Here is a 15,514-nt window from a genome sequence, read left to right as displayed (position 1 = left end):
TGGAGGAATGAGGAAAATGACAATTAAATTCAATAATTTTGAAGAAAAGAAGTTAGCATTTGCGAAGGCAACACAAAATGGCACAGAAGAAGAGCAGTCACAAGCACTTAATGAAATGCTTGAGTCATTAGCACAAGATGTTCAATCAGACATTCTAAATCAAGTTAATACTCAAATGGCTGATAATGCTGTGCTTCAATCACGCGGCCAAAATGTTTTAACATCAGAAGAATACAAATTCTTTAATGCGGTGGTTGAAGAAGGTGGATTTACTGACACTGAAATGCTTCCAAAAACGACACAAGAGCGTGTGTTTGAAGATTTAAGAAAAGAACATCCGTTATTAGATGCACTTGGATTACAAAATCTAGGAGCAGTCACAGAGTATATTTTTAGTAATCCAGAAGGGGCAGCTGTATGGGGGCCATTATTTGATGGAATCAAAGGCCAATTAAATGCTGCGTTTCGTAAAGTATCTATTAGTCAATTGAAGCTTACAGCGTTCATTCCACTTTCAAACGACATGTTAAAACTTGGTCCTGAATGGATTGAACGATATGTACGTACCATGATTCAGGAAGCGATGGCTGTTGGACTTGAACAAGGGTTTGTAGCTGGTTCAGGGCAAAACCAACCTATTGGCTTACTTAAGAATGTTAATAGTGAAACAGGTGCTGTTTCAGATAAATCATCATCTGGCACACTTACATTCCAACGTGGCGAAACAATGATTGATGAATTAGCTGGAGTTGCAGAAAAATTAGCTATATACACAGATGCGAATGGAAAAGAACAAGTTCGTAAAGTGGAAAATAAGCTTGTCATGGTGATGAATCCAAAAAACAGTTTCCGTATTAAAGCTAATGCAACCATTCAAAACGCAAGTGGAGTATACGTGACAAACTATCCACTTAACTTTAAAGACTATGAATCTGTATTTGTTCCTGAAGGAAAGGTATTGTTCTTCCTTCAAGGTGAATATCTAGCAGCAATGGGTGGCCGAGATCCTATCAAAAAGTTTGAACAAACAATGGCGCTTGAAGATGCAACGGTTTATATTGCAAAACAATATGCGACAGGTAAACCGAAAGACAATAATGCGGCTGCGGTTTATGATTTAGATCTAGGTGGCTCAACCACAACTACAACTACGACAAGCGCATAAGGAGTGAGTGAATCATGGGTGTTCAGACAAATACTCAAGTCACTCAAGAAATACTAGAAGAGTTTAAAGAGCGTATGCACATTACTCATAATTCAGAAGACAGTAATCTTCAGCGGTTGCTGTCTTTTTCTGTTCATAGTTTACAACGCAAATGTGGGCCATTTGACATTAATGAACATGAAGGAGCTAAAGAACTAGTATTCGAACGTACTCGGTACGCTTATAATGATGCCATTGAATATTTTGAAGATAACTTTTTAAGTGAGATAACAAGTTTAGGAATTGATTTACTTTCAGAAGAAACAGATGAGACAACGACTACAACAACCACCACAACAAAGTCTGGGGTGTAATGATGAGGAATTTTAAATATAAACCTCCACGTGTGCATACAGGTGAGCTAAGAACACCTGTTATTTTTTATGAATATGTGCCAAACGAAGGACCTTACCCAGGTGAAAAGGAAAAGAATGAACTTTTTAGAACATGGGCTAAAGTTGACGAGGTGTGGTTAAGAGATGCAGAACAAGCAAAAGCAAATGGGACACTTTCTGATATCACAATTACGATTCGAGATCCTCAAGCTGAATATATCCCAAACAATAAGCACTACGTCGAAATTGATGCACCTGAGTATCAAAACAAACGTTATAACGTTAAGCAAGCACAGCCTGATCTTCAACATAAATCTTTTATTAATGTGATTGCGAGTTTAACGTCATGAGTGTCAACATAACCGGCTTAGAACAACTAATAAATGAACTGGAACAACGTCTTGGTAAACAAGCAATGCAACGAATTAGTGATGAGGCTTTAAAAGAGGGCGCTAAAGTGTTTGTGAAGGAATTAAAAAGTCAATTTGAATCCTTCAAAGATACTGGAGCATCTATTGATGAAATCACTATTTCTGAGCCTATGTGGGATAGTGGTGTCCGTACGATTAAAGTACATTGGAGAGGCCCAAAAGATCGTTATCGAATTATCCATCTCAATGAGTTTGGTACGGTACAAAATCCGAACCCACGAGGTAAAGGGGCTATTGCAAAAGCTTTGCGTAATGCAGAGAGGACCTACCGCCAAACCGTTAAAGAGGTAATCGAAAGGGGGATCTAATGGAATATCAATTTTATGAAGCTTTTAAAGTGGATCCGATTATTCAAGAAAAAGTTGGCCAAAGGATTAAGTTTTATAAATATCCGAACACTGAGGATCTAGAAAAAGGTCCATTTATTATTATTGATCCTTTAGATCCTCCATTACCATCAGATTATGCAGATAATAAATGGCTAACAGAAGATTATCTATATCAAATTGAAGTTTGGTCATTTAATAAAACAGACCGTGACCTTGTGGCTAAACAAATTCAACAGATTCTTTGGGATCAGTTTAACTTTGGTAACTATGGTGGCGGTGTTGATGAATGGGATCAAGATTTAAATGTTTACCGTGATGCTAGACGTTATCGCGGTAAAAAATATGTTAACTAATAAGAGGAGGAAAATCTATGAAAAAAGATAGACTGCTAAAGCTAAACCTGCAGCATTTCTCAGAAAAAAACTATAAAGCATCAACCGGAGTTGATGAGTTTTATTATGCTGTACTGAATGAATCAAGCGATACGGGTATTATTAATGGTTCTATTGAACGCATTAAGTTTGCTCAAACGATTACAGTTGAATTACCGCAAGAAGCTGTACGTGCTTATGGTGATAACAAAACAGCTGAAATTGCTGTTTCGAATGGTAACGTTACCGTAACGGGTGCATTTCATAAACTACCAGTAGAGGACCGTCAAACATTGTTAGGTCTTGAAACGGTGGAGGGACTAGGTTCTTATGGTGAGGGGGACAATCCTCCATACGTTGCTTGTGTATTTGCTAAAACTCATGAGGATGGTTCAAAAGAATGGGTTGGGTTAACTAAAGGCATGTTTATGCGTCCAACCATTAACGCACAGACAAAAGAAGATACCACAGCTTTTCAGAACCAAGAAATTTCAGGAGAATTTATGGAGCGTAAAGTCGATGGGTTTACAAAAGAAAAGTCCGTAGTATTTGGTTATGATGCGGATGGTGAAACCACTAATCGTGATGCTTTATTTAATAAAGTTTTTGGAGTCGCATATCCTGATACGACGACAACGACTACCACAACAAGCGCGTGATTATAAATGAAATATATTTTATGTCAGCCTGCCATTAAACGTTTTGAATGGGAGCTGGAAGTGTGTATTACTAGATTACAAAAACTAGGCATTCGTCACATTGTGCTGTTGTTCACACGGCATGATGAACGGGTGCCTGTTTATTTGCATGAGAATTATGGTGTTGAGATACATGTGTATGATGATGTTCGTGAGGATAAAAGTTACATTCCTTCTGTTAAACCCTATCTATGGAAGCGATATTTAGAAGAAGATCCTTCAAGGGAAATGGAAACATACTATTACTTGGATAGTGATGTACTGTTAAGAGAATTACCTAATGTCCAACCAACTAAAAATAAATGGTTGGCTTCATCATGTGAAAGTTATTTAAGCGTTGAGTATATAGATAGTAAAGGTTCTGATTTACTAAAAAGAATGTGTGATGTTGTAGGCGTTGATTGTTCACTGATCAGAAAGAAACACCCTATCGGAGGAGCTCAATGGATAATCAAACATCCAACTCATGACTACTGGAATAAAGTTTTTGAGGATTCTATCAAACTATATAACTTTTTAAGCTCAGTAGAAAGGGAGTATGTACGACAAAATGATTCTAATTATACTCCTATTCAAAAGTGGACAGCAGAAATGTGGGCGCAGCTATGGAATGTCTATCATTTCGGTAAGGATGTAGAAACTCCTAATGAATTAGATTTTTGTTGGCCAACCGATAATGTTGAAAGATATTATCAAACGAAAATCTATCATAATGCTGGTGTGATGAATGATCACCAGCATTTATTTTATAAAGGGAAATACGTGAATAAAGTACCCTTTAAAGATTCGTTTAAGCATGTAGATAAAAATAAAGCTTCTATCAAATATGTTGAAGCGATTAAGGAGGTTATTCAAATGGCTAAGTATGAAGTGATTGAAGGTTTTCATGATCTAGAGGATGATAAAGATTATTTTGTGGGTGATCGATTCCCTAAACCAGCTAATAAAAAGGTTAAGCAAGAGCGACTAGATGAACTAGCTTCATCTGACAATAAGGCAGGAAGACCATTAATTAAGAAAGTCGAAGAGCAGGAGTAATCCTGCTCTATTTTAATTTGAAGGAGGATTTAACATGGCAAATTTAAAGCGACACATGATCGAGCTCATTACAGAAGTTAAAGATGGTGAATTAGTTACAAAGAAATACTTAACACCGATGTTTTTACCTCTATCAGTCGTTTATGAGGCTATAGATTTAATGGCTGAAATGAAAAATGTCAATGTGAATAATGAGAAAGAAATGATTGATAAATTATTAGAATTCGTTGCTGACAAAGCCTATGGTGGTCAGTTTACAAAAGAAGATTTATTTAAGGGCCTTCATGCCCCAGATGCCATGCGTATTTTACAAGATCAAGTACTTTTTGTGGCCAGAGGTGATCAAAATATTGAAACAAAAAAGTACCTGGAGAAAATCAGTTAGTTGATGATGATTTTACACCAGAAAAACAAAAGCAATATTTAGACGAGATTATTTTGAAAATGATGAAGCAAGGTAAGGACATCAATGATGTACTCAATATGCCGTTTAATTTTGTTCTTGAATTACTATCGAAAGAAACGAAACCTAGAGAAGAAACATCTCTAATTACCGCCTTTGGCGGTTAATTTTTATCCCTCTATGAAGGGAGGTTAACCATTGGCAGAAAGAATTGAAGGGTTAAATATAGGGCTTGAATTAGATCACTTAGCTTTGGAAAGAGGTCTTACGGGTGTAAAAGACCGACTAAAAACCGTTAACTCAGAAATGCGTAAAAATATGAGCGCATTTGATCGCGGAGATCGTTCAATCGGAAAGTATGAGACACGTCTTCAAGGACTCAATAAAAAGTTAGAAGTTCAGAAAAAGGTAACAGAAGAGTCCTATAAAGAGTATCAAAAGATGGTTGATGAGCACGGGCAAGGTTCTAAAGAAGCAGAAAAGGCTGAACGTGCTTACAATAATCAAGCAGCTGCACTAAATAACTTAGAGCGCTACGTCCAACGTACAACAGATGAACTAGAAGAAATGCGTAAAGAACAGGCGTTTCAAGAGTCTACTTGGGGGAAACTTAGCCAAAATTTAGATCAGTTTTCAGGGAAGTTAGATAAAGTCGGAGATTCATTAACCAGCATAGGATCCACGGCAACAACTGGTTTGACCGTTCCTATTTTAGGGGCAGGAACGGCTTCCTTAATGACGGCAGGTAAGTTTGAAGACGCTTCGGTTCGTATGCAAAATTCCCTTGGATTAACAGCGGAAGAAACTGAACGTATGACGGATATTGCGCAATCCATTTATGAGGATGGGTATGCACAAAGTCTTGAAGAAGTAGACCACGCTATATTACAAACAAGGCAAAATATTCGTGATTTAAATGATGAAGAGTTAGAGGATATTACACGTAAAGCCTTACTTTTGTCTGAAACATTTGAATCAGATGTTAATGAAGTGACAAGAGCTGGAAACAACCTTATAAAAGGGTTTGGTTTAGAGGCTGATGCTGCGTTTGACTTAATGGCGCGTGGTGCACAAAATGGTCTCAACTTTTCAAATGAGATGTTTGATAACTTAAGTGAATATGCTCCTTTATTTGCTGATATGGGTTTTACAGCTGAAGAATACTTTCAAATTCTTGAAAAGGGTATGGATGAAGGTGTTTATAATCTTGATTATTTAAACGATGCTGTTAAAGAATTTGGTGTTCGATTAGCGGATGGATCCGATACGACAAAAGATGCATTATCTCAGTTATCAGATGATACTCAAGATTTATTTGAAGCGTTTGAAGATGGAGAAGCAACAGCTTCTGATGTTTTTGACTCCATTGTTAAAGATTTAAATGATTTAGATGATACAACCGCTAACCAAGTCGGTGTAGATTTATTTGGTACGAAATGGGAAGACCTAGGTGCAGATGCCATTTTAGCACTAGAAGATATTGATGGTGAATTAGACAATGTAGATGGTTCCATGGATCGTATGGCCGGTAATGTTGAAGAAACATTTGGTCAACGCAAAAGACGAATTTTACGAGAGTTTGAAACAAGCCTATTACCTGTTGGTGAAATTCTACTAGATTTTAGCGAGGATGTTTTACCAGAAGTAACAGAAGGAGTTACAGATTTAGCTGAATGGTTCGATAGTTTAGATACATCAACACAGAAAACGATTTTATCTACTGCAGGATTTTTAGCTGCATTAGGACCTGTTAATTTCATGTTAGGTAGTACATTTAAGACTGTTAGTACCCTTACAAGTGGTTTAAGTCAAGTTACTCAAGTATTAGGAAAATCTAATGGTGTTGGCTTAATTTCAAGGTTAGGTATGTTGGGTCCAGCTGGCATAGCTGGTGTGGCAATTGGTGGTCTCACACTGGTAGGCGGAGCTATTAATAAACTGACAAGTACTACGAAAGAGCTGAATGACATTTCATTTGAAACTGCTGATTCATTTATGAATCAATATGAAACAACAGATCAGATGATTGGCCAATTTGAAAAGTTGAGAAATCAATCGGAATTAACAAAAGATGAATTTGCGAGATATGTAGATTTACATGCTGAGTTAAAAGATGCTTCCGATCCTAAGGTTATTGAAGATATTGAAAAAGAAATGGCGGGTCTAAAAAAAGAGTCTGGATTATCAAACAAACAACTCGACACCATGGTTAGTTTAAATAATGATTTAGTAGACCAATTACCAGGTGCAACAGAAAAAATAACTGATCAAGGTGGCAAAATAGCAGGTACAACTAGTGAGCTACGAAAATATAATGATGAAATGCTTAAGATGGCCACATTAGAATTAGAAGGCGAATATTATGAGGTTTTAGAAAACCAAAGCATATTAGCTCAAGAACTTACCAAGCAACAAGATAGTTTAAATGCATCTAAAGAAAAACAAGCAGAGGTTGATAAGCTACTAAATCAGTATACCGAGGAGGAACTGAAAGACCTAAAAGAGGAAACAAAAGAGATCATTCAACAAAACCAGACACACGGTATGCGAAGTGAATTATTAGCTGGTCAACGTAAAGAAATGAATAAAAAACGTAAACAAGCTCAAGATTTACTTAGATTAATTGAAGGTGGAAGACAAGGACTAAAAGAACAGTCATTGGAGTTACAACAACAAATTAATAGCAAAGAACAGCAGATAGTAAAAACAGAAGAAGAAATCAAACAACTTAATATTGTAACGAGTCGCTTACAGGAACATTATTTAACGTCGGCTGGCATTTCTAAAGAAAAAGCTAGACAGGCTATTCAAGATAAAGATTCCATTGGCTTAGTTGAGGAACGTATAACAAAATTAGAGGAAGAACGAAACAAGTTATATGAACAAGCCACTCCAGCTGAACGTAAAACAGAACTTTTTCAGGAGTCTGTTAACAAAATAGATGAGGAAATCAGAGGATTAAAAGATGCTAAAGGAAATATTGAAAATTTAGTATCTGTCGCTGGTGATTACAATAAAGAACTCGGAGAACGAGTGGATAAAACCATCAATGCGAATGTATCACCATCTGTTAGAGATATTAATGCAGCGTTATCCGAACCCATTAATCGAAAAGTTAATGTGAGTATAGCTGATTATACAAGGAGCCAAGCTTCAGCATTAACATCAGCTTATGGACTTTCTTATGCTGATGGGACTAATTTTCACCCAGGTGGTACAGCCCTTGTGGGTGAAGAAGGTTGGGAATTAGCGCGTTATAAAAATAGGTGGGCAGCACTGCCACTTGGAATCTATGATCTCCCAAGAGGTACTCAAGTTTTTCCACATGATGAATCAAAGCAGTTAGCTGCAAACGCAATCCCAGCTTATGCGGAAGGTGTTCGCCCTCCAAGTGAGTTTATGAAACTACTTGCCTTATCTAGTAGACAAAGCGATTCATCTAGTTCATCAAATGAAGGGAATCACCTAATGAAAGTGATGGTTGACAAATTAAGTGAGCAGGTTCAAGACACCAAACAGATGATTGCGCTATTAACTCAATTGCTTATGAAAAATACAACAATTGAATTGGACAGTGAAGCTGTGGGTAGATTAATTGAACCTTATATTTCAGAGCAACAAGAACGAAATAATAGAATCATAGAAGCTTTCAGGTAGAAAGGAGGTTATGTATTGACTGAATCTTTCACATTTAACAATATCCGAAAACCGTGGTTGCATATGCTTCATGGAAGAGTGAAAGCTCCATTTGCCCCTGTGTATAGACATTTATTAACGGTACCTGGGATGGATGGAGCTCATTTAAATTCTTCAGAAGTTCGTCCTCTAACAATTAGACAACCAATCGGATTTAAATTTAATGATGAAGCACATGATCTAAATTTAAAAGATGAATTGGCAGAATGGCTTATTACTGATGAACCTGTTCCTTTACAGTTTGATGATGAGCCTGATAGAACGTATTTTGCACTTGTTCAAAATACATTAGAGGATTTTGATAAATTCGCAGATCTTAGAACGGGTACCATTCAATTTCTTTGTTTAGATCCATATGGTTATGGTCCTGAACAAGAAATCCCTTTAGTAGGAACAACGGGAACCGTGATAAATGTTAAAGGTAATGCAGTAACTAAACCAATTTTTGAATTAGAAGTCCTTTCACCGATTACATTTGCAATGGTTAGTAATGGAGAAGAATTTATGCTAATCGGTCAACCAATAGATGTAAAGCAAACTCCTGTTAATGAAGAAGAAATAATATTTCATCATCATATGGAATCGATGACTGGATGGGTGGAAACAAACGTTATTTCAGAAGGCTATATCAATGGTTCAATGGATTATGATGAAACAGGATTTTTCCCAATATTTGCTGAACCTAATCCAGATGAACAGGAGTGGCATGGTCCAGCTATGAAGCACAGTCTTTCTGAAGCAGTTCAAGATTTTAAAGCTGACATGGGTTTTAGGTTTTATGCTGAATCAAAAGGTGGTTCTAACGGGAGAATTGAAATGTATGGCTTAGATGCAAATAACTCTATAGTGTTTAGAGCTTTTATAGAGGATAAATGGATTGGCCAAGATCATTTTGGTGTTCAATTAGAACTAAATGGTGGAGAGGTTACGGAATACCTCACGTTACCTAAAACACTAGAAGATATGTACGGCAGAATGAAAGTGATTCGAGAAGGTAATACATGGACACTAATTCTTCAGTTACTAAGAAGTGGAGCTGGACAAATTGTTGATAATGAGTGGAGACGAACCATTGAATCAAACCAGTCTACGCAAGAAGTTTCACAGATTCAATTATCCTTTCAAAAATTCTTTGATTCGAACGAGGAAGACATGAAAGTGTTATTGATGCGTTGTTATAAATTAAATGATGTCCAAGGTATTCCGTATATTGCACAACCAGGTGATATGATTACGTTTGATCACCGAGACAAGCAACCATATGATCCAGAAATTCGAATTAACGGTGAATTACGAAACGATCTTAAAGATTTTGGGGCCACACCATTCAGTTTAAAACCAGGAGAAAACACCTTAGCTTTATTACCAGAAAATGCCCTTCAAGGCACGCTTCGCTATCGTCCAGCTTATAAGTAAGGAGGTGAGCTATGTTGCCATCACTCATTCATTTAGCTGATAAGCAAACAGGCAGCATTTTGTCTTTTATTACTGAGAGAAATTATTGGCGTGATAACCGACGAATAGATTTAAATACCAATAGTGACACCTTTGAATTTACTACTTTTTCTAATAAGGATTTTTCAAAACATATACAAGATCAAAACCGTATTGTGATTCCAGATAAAAAGGTTGGCTATGCGGAATTTATTATTGACGAGCATATCGAAAGACTTAATCAAAATGGTAGTCATGATATCCACGTATGGTCATCTGCTAGTTATTTACGATTAAAAAAGGCAAAAATTATCAATCCTCAAGAAACAACGGCTGAAACAGCTACCTTTCATGTTACTGAAACATTAAAAGATACAGGTTGGAATGTTGGGGAAATAGCTCATACAACCTTACGGTCATTCAAAATAGAAGAGCATACTAATCCATACAGCTTTTTAAAAAGAATTGCCAGTGAATTTAATCTCGAATTACAATTTCGAATCGCCATTGAAAATGGCAAGGTTGTTAGATATGTAGACATGATTGAACGTATTGGAAGGTGGAGAGGCTTTGAAGTAACGTTTGGCCAAAACCTATTAGGCATTGAACGAAAAAGTAAATCAACTAATGTCGTAACGGCACTACTGGGCGTTAGTCCACCTGATATAGATGGCAATGTCAAAACGACACTCATAGAAGATCAAGATGCTTTAAAACGTTGGGGTGTACCAGACGGAAACGGAAACTTGCAACATTTATATGCGGTCTATCATCCTCAATCGTCTGATCAAAATATGACTCAAGAACGGTTGGATACTTTAACTGAAAACGAGTTAGAAAAACGAGTGAATGCCACAATCGAATATAATACTGACATCGCTACACTATCTAACAAATTAGGACAACAAGTATTCATTGGAGATACCGTTCGAGTTAAAGATGAAAAATTTACCCCTGCTTTATATCTAGAAGCTAGAGTTCATACATCTGAAGGAAGTATAAAAGAAAATGCTAGAACTAAAATTGTCCTAGGTGATTATATTGAATTTACTCAAGAAGAAGTTATGTCAATTTGGCGAGGGTTACAGAAGCAAATTGCATTTAAAATTGGTCAAGATGAACTAGCGGATTACACGTATGAAAAAACACAGATTGATAGTAAAGATGATTCTATTTATACAGACAGTACATCATACGCTTTTACACAGGCTCAAGAAGCTCAATCAAACGCAGAACAATACGCTTATGATAATTACAATCCTATCAAAAATACGGTTGAAATGAACCAAGATGTTTGGAATCGAGCTAGCGTTTTTAATAGTGATGGAACATTAAACGTTGACTGGTTATCAGGTCAATTAACAGATGATCAGATTGCGAGTGCTGGTACTTGGAATGGACAGGGTACGTATATTGATGAAAATGGCGTTTACACTGGTGTTGTAGTGGCAAGTCAAATTGTCGCAGATGCATTGAGTGCAATATCATCCAATATTGGTACTATTAACGCTGGTGAAATCTACGGTGTTTATATAGAAGGTTCTGAGATTGTTCAAAACGCAGGTAGTGGACATACCAGCATCCACTTGAATAATGAAGGATTGATTGTTAGAGATAGCAATAACAATGATCGCCTAGCCATTGTAACGGATGAATATACTTTCCAAGGTGCGAATCCATCTAGTATTTATTTTGAGCCAAACACATCAGAAGAGTTTATTTTAGGGACATTTCACGAAGGCTTAGGTGAGGCGTTTTTAGGATTTGTAAATTATCACAGTGGTTACTTTTTCAATATTAGAAATCGCGGTGGAAGAATCAACATTGATTCAGATGAAATCTATTCTTATGGTAATCACATCATGCAAAGTAATGGTCCAGGTTTGCAATTAGATGGAAGAGACCACTTTTATATAGAATTTTACAAAGCAGGAAAAACGAATGGTCGTAGTGGTTATTTTGGTTATCCTAATTCATCTTCTAACGATGTTACATTTGCTAATGAGATGAACAATGGTTGGATTAGCTTTAATGCCGTTGGTGGCGGAAGTAGTAATAGAGTAGTTGATATGAGGGCTAACATTGGCTCAGACAATAACGTTTCATTACGATTACCTGGTTTGAGTAGTTACACCACTTCATCTAGTCCTAACGCGTATATTAGTGGGGCCTATCATTTGATTCGTTCAACATCTGCAAGAAAGTACAAGAAGAATATTGAGCCTTTAAAAGAAGAATACGCTTTTAATTTTTTTGAGAAAGCACAACCTGTTTGGTATCAGTCGAAGGCAAATGCGGATCCAGATCAATACGGTTATTATGGTTATATTGCGGATGATTTAGCTCCTATTGAGCCTAGGCTTGTTAAATTCAAAGACTATGATGAAAATGGAAATCCTTATTTTGAACCGAATGGTGAAGTGTATGAATGGGCTGAACCAGAAGGTATACACTACGACCGAATAAGTGCGCTACATCATGTTGTGATGAAAGTTAAATTTGACGAATACGATAGTCGATTAGAAGAATTAGAGTTTGAAAATCAAACTTTAAAAGAGCGCGTGAAGCTTTTAGAAGAAGCATCTTAAGTAGGAGGTAACTAAATTGAAAGTAACTGTAAACGACATATTTCTATTGCATGATGGGCTATCTTTATTGGGAGAAAAGGAACTACCAGTAAAGGTAGCTTTTAAATTGCAAAAAAACTTAAGGCATGTCGGTGAGGAATTCGAAACAGCCCAAAAATTGCGGTCCAAAATTGTTGAGAAGTATAAGGAAAGTGAATTAGACAATGGAAAGGTCAAAATAAAAGAAAATAAATTAGACCAATTTAAACAAGACATTGATGAACTTTTAAATCAACATGTGGAAGTTCAATTACAGTTAATATCTTTAGATGAATTAGAAGGGATAAAAGTAGCACCAAGTGTTTTAAGTAAAGCACATAAAATTTTAAAGGGATAGGGAAGGATGTGATATTTATGATTAAAAACCTTGATGTGAAAATAAACAATGTACAATTTGTTAACACAAGAAACGAGTCAAAAATTCATATCCACTTTAGGGGTGTCGATTCAAATAATCAAATCAACATTAATGGTTATGTACCTGTTTCAAATGAAGAGTATGAGGCGAATGCAGGTGTAGAAGAGCTACAAAAACTAGTTAAAGATAAACTGATTGAAGAATTAACCGCTTAATTTATGTTGCCCCCAATATACAATCACAACTATTAAACACAACACTTCAATTACTTACGAAAAATTATTTAGTTGTATATAATTTATATAAATTAATTTAAGGAGGTCATTGATGTGTTGTATGAGAAGATGACTAAGAAGGAAAAGATTTTAAGGATGCATGAATTTGGGATGAGGCAAGTTGACATTGCAAGAGAATTGAAGACTTATACTAATTATGTTTGGAAAGTGATTAATGAACATAAACCTAAGTCAAGATAGTAATTAGACACTATGAAGAAAGACACCTCTTAATATACAATAGAAATAAAAATGGAGGGGTGGTTATATGGACAATAAATATTTTCCGAACAACCCTAATGAACTAGATAGAATCATGCGTTTATATGAACAAGAAATACAAATCCGCAAAGAATGGATGAATGAATGCGTAGTACAATTGCAACACGCTTTGAAAAATAGTACGCCCTCAATGGTAATCCATTATGCAACTTCTGTAATTAATCAAGCAATGGTAATAGTAAGAATATTAGACAAGGATGCTACAAGCTCTAGACCGAAGGATAAAGAAAGATCAAAGGAAAGAGCAAAAATAATTCATGATAGAAATCCAGAACTAATTGAACCACCAGAAATGTTAAGGAAGATTAGAAATGATTATGAACATTTTGAAGAGCGAATGGATGATTGGGCTACAACATCTGTTAGTAAAAATTATGTAGATTTAATTGTTTCTGATTCTGAATCTGGTGGAATTTCAGGAATAGAAGAGACAGATAAATTCCGACAACTTACTGCGGGATATCTCACTTTTTGGAACACTGAAGTTGATTTACAAGAAGTAATAAATTGGGTTGGCAAAGTAAGTAGGACAATAAATAATTAAATATTTTATTTTTAAGCCAATAACGGGTTTATTGTTGGTATTACGAGAGGTGACTAACCTCTCTTTTTTAATGACCAAAATTAAAGGGAGGTCAAACTTATGATTATTAAGGAGATGAAACAAAGATGGGAAGTGTTAATTTGTCTTATTTAGAAGCAGCACATTTTTATTTGTTTGGAGAAGTGAAATTTCTACACTTGTTACTATTATTAATGGCACTGGATATTATCACAGGTATTTTTAAAGCTCTGAAAAATGATAACTTGTGGTCTAGAAAGTCACTATTTGGCTACGCTAGAAAATTACTCATTTTAGTTGTAATTATTTTGGCCAATGTGGTTGATCAAATATTAGGTTTGAATGGTGCAGTCACGTATGCGACTGTGCTTTTTTATATTGCGAATGAAGGTTTAAGTATTATAGAAAACTTAGCAGCAGTAGGTGTCTTATTACCACCAGGATTAGCTGACAAATTGAATAGCATTAATGAAGATAACAAAAGTGTAACCCAGGAAATGCGCGAGGAATTCTCAGATAAGGAGCGTCGATAATCATGGCAACATTTATTTATCCAACCGTCAAAAGAGTAACGAGTGAGTTTAGGTCAAATTCCAGACCAGACCATCATGGTACTGATTTCGCGCAACCCGGTTACCACGAAATTAAGGCGGTAGCTAATGGAAAAGTAACTCGTTCTTACGAATCAGATTCTTACGGTCAGTGTGTTATGATCGAACACAAAATTAATGGTGATACATGGGAATCTGTTTATGCTCATATGCGTGATGGTTCACGTAAAGTTTCTGTAGGTGACAAAGTTAAGCAAGGACAAGTTATTGGTGTCATGGGTAATACCGGTCATTCATTTGGCCAACATTTACACTTTGAATTGCATAAAGGAAACTGGAACATTAATAAAACTCATGCAGTGGATCCAGAGAAATATTTAGGTAAAAACTTATATTCACCTAATTTAAAAGTTGATGGTAAGTGGGGCACTAAAACAACGAGAGCTCTTCAAAAAGCCTTAGGTACTGTAGAAGATGGTATCATTAGTGATCAATTAAAAAATGATGTAACTAAAATGATTGTCAGTGGTATTACGTTTAGCCAAGGCGGAAGTTTGGTGATTAGAACCTTGCAACGTAAAATTGGTGCTACCGTTGATGGCTACTTAGGACCTGAAACGGTTAGCGAACTTCAGAAATATTTAGGTACACCAATTGATGGTGTAATCAGCGATCCAAGCCTAGTGGTTAAAGAACTTCAAAGAAGATTAAACAAGGGTAACTTCTAGGTATAAATGACTCACGGCAGTAAATGCTAATATCGTGGACTGATCACAAACATTGTCCCGTCTCAAAAGCCCCTCAGATTGAGGGGCTTTTTACTTAAAAATTCATTAATTATGCCGATACAAATTATATATTGTAAACAGTTATGTTTGAAGGTTTACTAATTCTTTTGTATTATAAAATGTAATGAATAT

The 15,514-nt window shown here is 36.0% G+C and carries 18 protein-coding genes; all 18 read left to right on the top strand.

Translation table 11 applies throughout. The features are described from left to right. The first annotated feature begins 16 nt into the window (after positions 1-16). The 18 genes from ACFSW4_RS02260 to ACFSW4_RS02175 all read left to right on the top strand — a co-directional run bounded on the left by ACFSW4_RS02260 (position 17) and on the right by ACFSW4_RS02175 (position 15,322). On the top strand, positions 17-1,165 hold the full coding sequence (locus ACFSW4_RS02260) for a phage major capsid protein (protein ID WP_377327198.1): 1,149 nt from the start codon (positions 17-19) through the stop codon (positions 1,163-1,165). Positions 1,166-1,179: 14 nt separating this feature from the next. Next, positions 1,180-1,518 (top strand): hypothetical protein, encoded by a 339-nt coding sequence (locus tag ACFSW4_RS02255; RefSeq protein ID WP_054753569.1) that lies wholly within the window; start codon positions 1,180-1,182, stop codon positions 1,516-1,518. A 2-nt stretch (positions 1,519-1,520) separates the two neighbouring features. Then, positions 1,521-1,889: a phage head completion protein gene (locus ACFSW4_RS02250; RefSeq protein WP_377327196.1), complete on the top strand. Its 369-nt coding sequence runs from the start codon at positions 1,521-1,523 to the stop codon at positions 1,887-1,889. Then, complete coding sequence (locus ACFSW4_RS02245) at positions 1,886-2,278, top strand: HK97-gp10 family putative phage morphogenesis protein (protein WP_054753564.1); 393 nt, start codon at positions 1,886-1,888, stop codon at positions 2,276-2,278. The genes ACFSW4_RS02250 and ACFSW4_RS02245 overlap by 4 nt, the downstream gene beginning before the upstream one ends. Further along, complete coding sequence (locus tag ACFSW4_RS02240; RefSeq protein WP_054753562.1) at positions 2,278-2,652, top strand: hypothetical protein; 375 nt, start codon at positions 2,278-2,280, stop codon at positions 2,650-2,652. The genes ACFSW4_RS02245 and ACFSW4_RS02240 overlap by 1 nt, the downstream gene beginning before the upstream one ends. A 17-nt stretch (positions 2,653-2,669) precedes the next feature. Further along, positions 2,670-3,329 carry a major tail protein gene (locus ACFSW4_RS02235; protein WP_054753560.1) on the top strand — a complete coding sequence of 220 codons (660 nt, stop codon included), beginning with the start codon at positions 2,670-2,672 and terminating at the stop codon, positions 3,327-3,329. An 894-nt stretch (positions 3,330-4,223) separates the two neighbouring features. After that, the gene (locus ACFSW4_RS02230) at positions 4,224-4,406 is read left to right on the top strand and encodes a hypothetical protein (RefSeq protein ID WP_377327297.1); all 183 of its coding nucleotides are present in this window, start codon (positions 4,224-4,226) and stop codon (positions 4,404-4,406) included. Between the two features lie 34 nt (positions 4,407-4,440). Then, positions 4,441-4,791 carry a phage tail assembly chaperone G gene (gpG, locus tag ACFSW4_RS02225; protein ID WP_377327193.1) on the top strand — a complete coding sequence of 117 codons (351 nt, stop codon included), beginning with the start codon at positions 4,441-4,443 and terminating at the stop codon, positions 4,789-4,791. A 59-nt stretch (positions 4,792-4,850) separates the two neighbouring features. After that, complete coding sequence (gene gpGT, locus ACFSW4_RS02220) at positions 4,851-4,976, top strand: phage tail assembly chaperone GT (RefSeq protein ID WP_377327295.1); 126 nt, start codon at positions 4,851-4,853, stop codon at positions 4,974-4,976. A gap of 31 nt (positions 4,977-5,007) precedes the next feature. Further along, positions 5,008-8,466 (top strand): phage tail tape measure protein, encoded by a 3,459-nt coding sequence (locus ACFSW4_RS02215; RefSeq protein ID WP_054753554.1) that lies wholly within the window; start codon positions 5,008-5,010, stop codon positions 8,464-8,466. Positions 8,467-8,481: 15 nt separating this feature from the next. Continuing rightward, the gene (locus tag ACFSW4_RS02210) at positions 8,482-9,921 is read left to right on the top strand and encodes a distal tail protein Dit (protein WP_054753552.1); all 1,440 of its coding nucleotides are present in this window, start codon (positions 8,482-8,484) and stop codon (positions 9,919-9,921) included. Positions 9,922-9,932: 11 nt separating this feature from the next. Continuing rightward, positions 9,933-12,527, top strand: a complete 2,595-nt coding sequence (locus ACFSW4_RS02205; RefSeq protein ID WP_377327191.1) for a phage tail spike protein — start codon at positions 9,933-9,935, stop codon at positions 12,525-12,527. A gap of 16 nt (positions 12,528-12,543) precedes the next feature. After that, positions 12,544-12,903 carry a hypothetical protein gene (locus ACFSW4_RS02200; RefSeq protein WP_377327189.1) on the top strand — a complete coding sequence of 120 codons (360 nt, stop codon included), beginning with the start codon at positions 12,544-12,546 and terminating at the stop codon, positions 12,901-12,903. Between the two features lie 17 nt (positions 12,904-12,920). After that, positions 12,921-13,139 carry a hypothetical protein gene (locus ACFSW4_RS02195; protein ID WP_054753540.1) on the top strand — a complete coding sequence of 73 codons (219 nt, stop codon included), beginning with the start codon at positions 12,921-12,923 and terminating at the stop codon, positions 13,137-13,139. Between the two features lie 114 nt (positions 13,140-13,253). Further along, the gene (locus ACFSW4_RS02190) at positions 13,254-13,400 is read left to right on the top strand and encodes a hypothetical protein (RefSeq protein WP_279401624.1); all 147 of its coding nucleotides are present in this window, start codon (positions 13,254-13,256) and stop codon (positions 13,398-13,400) included. Positions 13,401-13,467: 67 nt separating this feature from the next. Further along, a complete protein-coding gene (locus tag ACFSW4_RS02185) occupies positions 13,468-14,025 on the top strand; it encodes a hypothetical protein (RefSeq protein WP_054753538.1) in 558 nt (185 codons plus the stop codon). Between the two features lie 125 nt (positions 14,026-14,150). Then, the gene (locus tag ACFSW4_RS02180) at positions 14,151-14,576 is read left to right on the top strand and encodes a phage holin family protein (protein ID WP_054753536.1); all 426 of its coding nucleotides are present in this window, start codon (positions 14,151-14,153) and stop codon (positions 14,574-14,576) included. A gap of 2 nt (positions 14,577-14,578) precedes the next feature. After that, positions 14,579-15,322 (top strand): M23 family metallopeptidase, encoded by a 744-nt coding sequence (locus tag ACFSW4_RS02175; RefSeq protein ID WP_279401623.1) that lies wholly within the window; start codon positions 14,579-14,581, stop codon positions 15,320-15,322. Positions 15,323-15,514: the final 192 nt, after the last annotated feature.

This window comes from Piscibacillus salipiscarius, from assembly GCF_042685285.1.
GTDB classification, from domain to species: Bacteria; Bacillota; Bacilli; order Bacillales; family Alkalibacillaceae; genus Piscibacillus; species Piscibacillus salipiscarius.
Note: the sequence above shows the minus strand (reverse complement) of the source record. Positions and strands in the feature narration are given on the sequence as shown.

Coding starts and splice junctions, on each gene's coding strand:
- ACFSW4_RS02260 (WP_377327198.1), top strand. CDS start 17: ATGACAATTAAATTCAATAATTTTGAAGAAAAGAAGTTAGCATTTGCG.
- ACFSW4_RS02255 (WP_054753569.1), top strand. CDS start 1,180: ATGGGTGTTCAGACAAATACTCAAGTCACTCAAGAAATACTAGAAGAG.
- ACFSW4_RS02250 (WP_377327196.1), top strand. CDS start 1,521: ATGAGGAATTTTAAATATAAACCTCCACGTGTGCATACAGGTGAGCTA.
- ACFSW4_RS02245 (WP_054753564.1), top strand. CDS start 1,886: ATGAGTGTCAACATAACCGGCTTAGAACAACTAATAAATGAACTGGAA.
- ACFSW4_RS02240 (WP_054753562.1), top strand. CDS start 2,278: ATGGAATATCAATTTTATGAAGCTTTTAAAGTGGATCCGATTATTCAA.
- ACFSW4_RS02235 (WP_054753560.1), top strand. CDS start 2,670: ATGAAAAAAGATAGACTGCTAAAGCTAAACCTGCAGCATTTCTCAGAA.
- ACFSW4_RS02230 (WP_377327297.1), top strand. CDS start 4,224: ATGGCTAAGTATGAAGTGATTGAAGGTTTTCATGATCTAGAGGATGAT.
- gpG (WP_377327193.1), top strand. CDS start 4,441: ATGGCAAATTTAAAGCGACACATGATCGAGCTCATTACAGAAGTTAAA.
- gpGT (WP_377327295.1), top strand. CDS start 4,851: ATGATGAAGCAAGGTAAGGACATCAATGATGTACTCAATATGCCGTTT.
- ACFSW4_RS02205 (WP_377327191.1), top strand. CDS start 9,933: ATGTTGCCATCACTCATTCATTTAGCTGATAAGCAAACAGGCAGCATT.
- ACFSW4_RS02195 (WP_054753540.1), top strand. CDS start 12,921: ATGATTAAAAACCTTGATGTGAAAATAAACAATGTACAATTTGTTAAC.
- ACFSW4_RS02185 (WP_054753538.1), top strand. CDS start 13,468: ATGGACAATAAATATTTTCCGAACAACCCTAATGAACTAGATAGAATC.
- ACFSW4_RS02180 (WP_054753536.1), top strand. CDS start 14,151: ATGGGAAGTGTTAATTTGTCTTATTTAGAAGCAGCACATTTTTATTTG.
- ACFSW4_RS02175 (WP_279401623.1), top strand. CDS start 14,579: ATGGCAACATTTATTTATCCAACCGTCAAAAGAGTAACGAGTGAGTTT.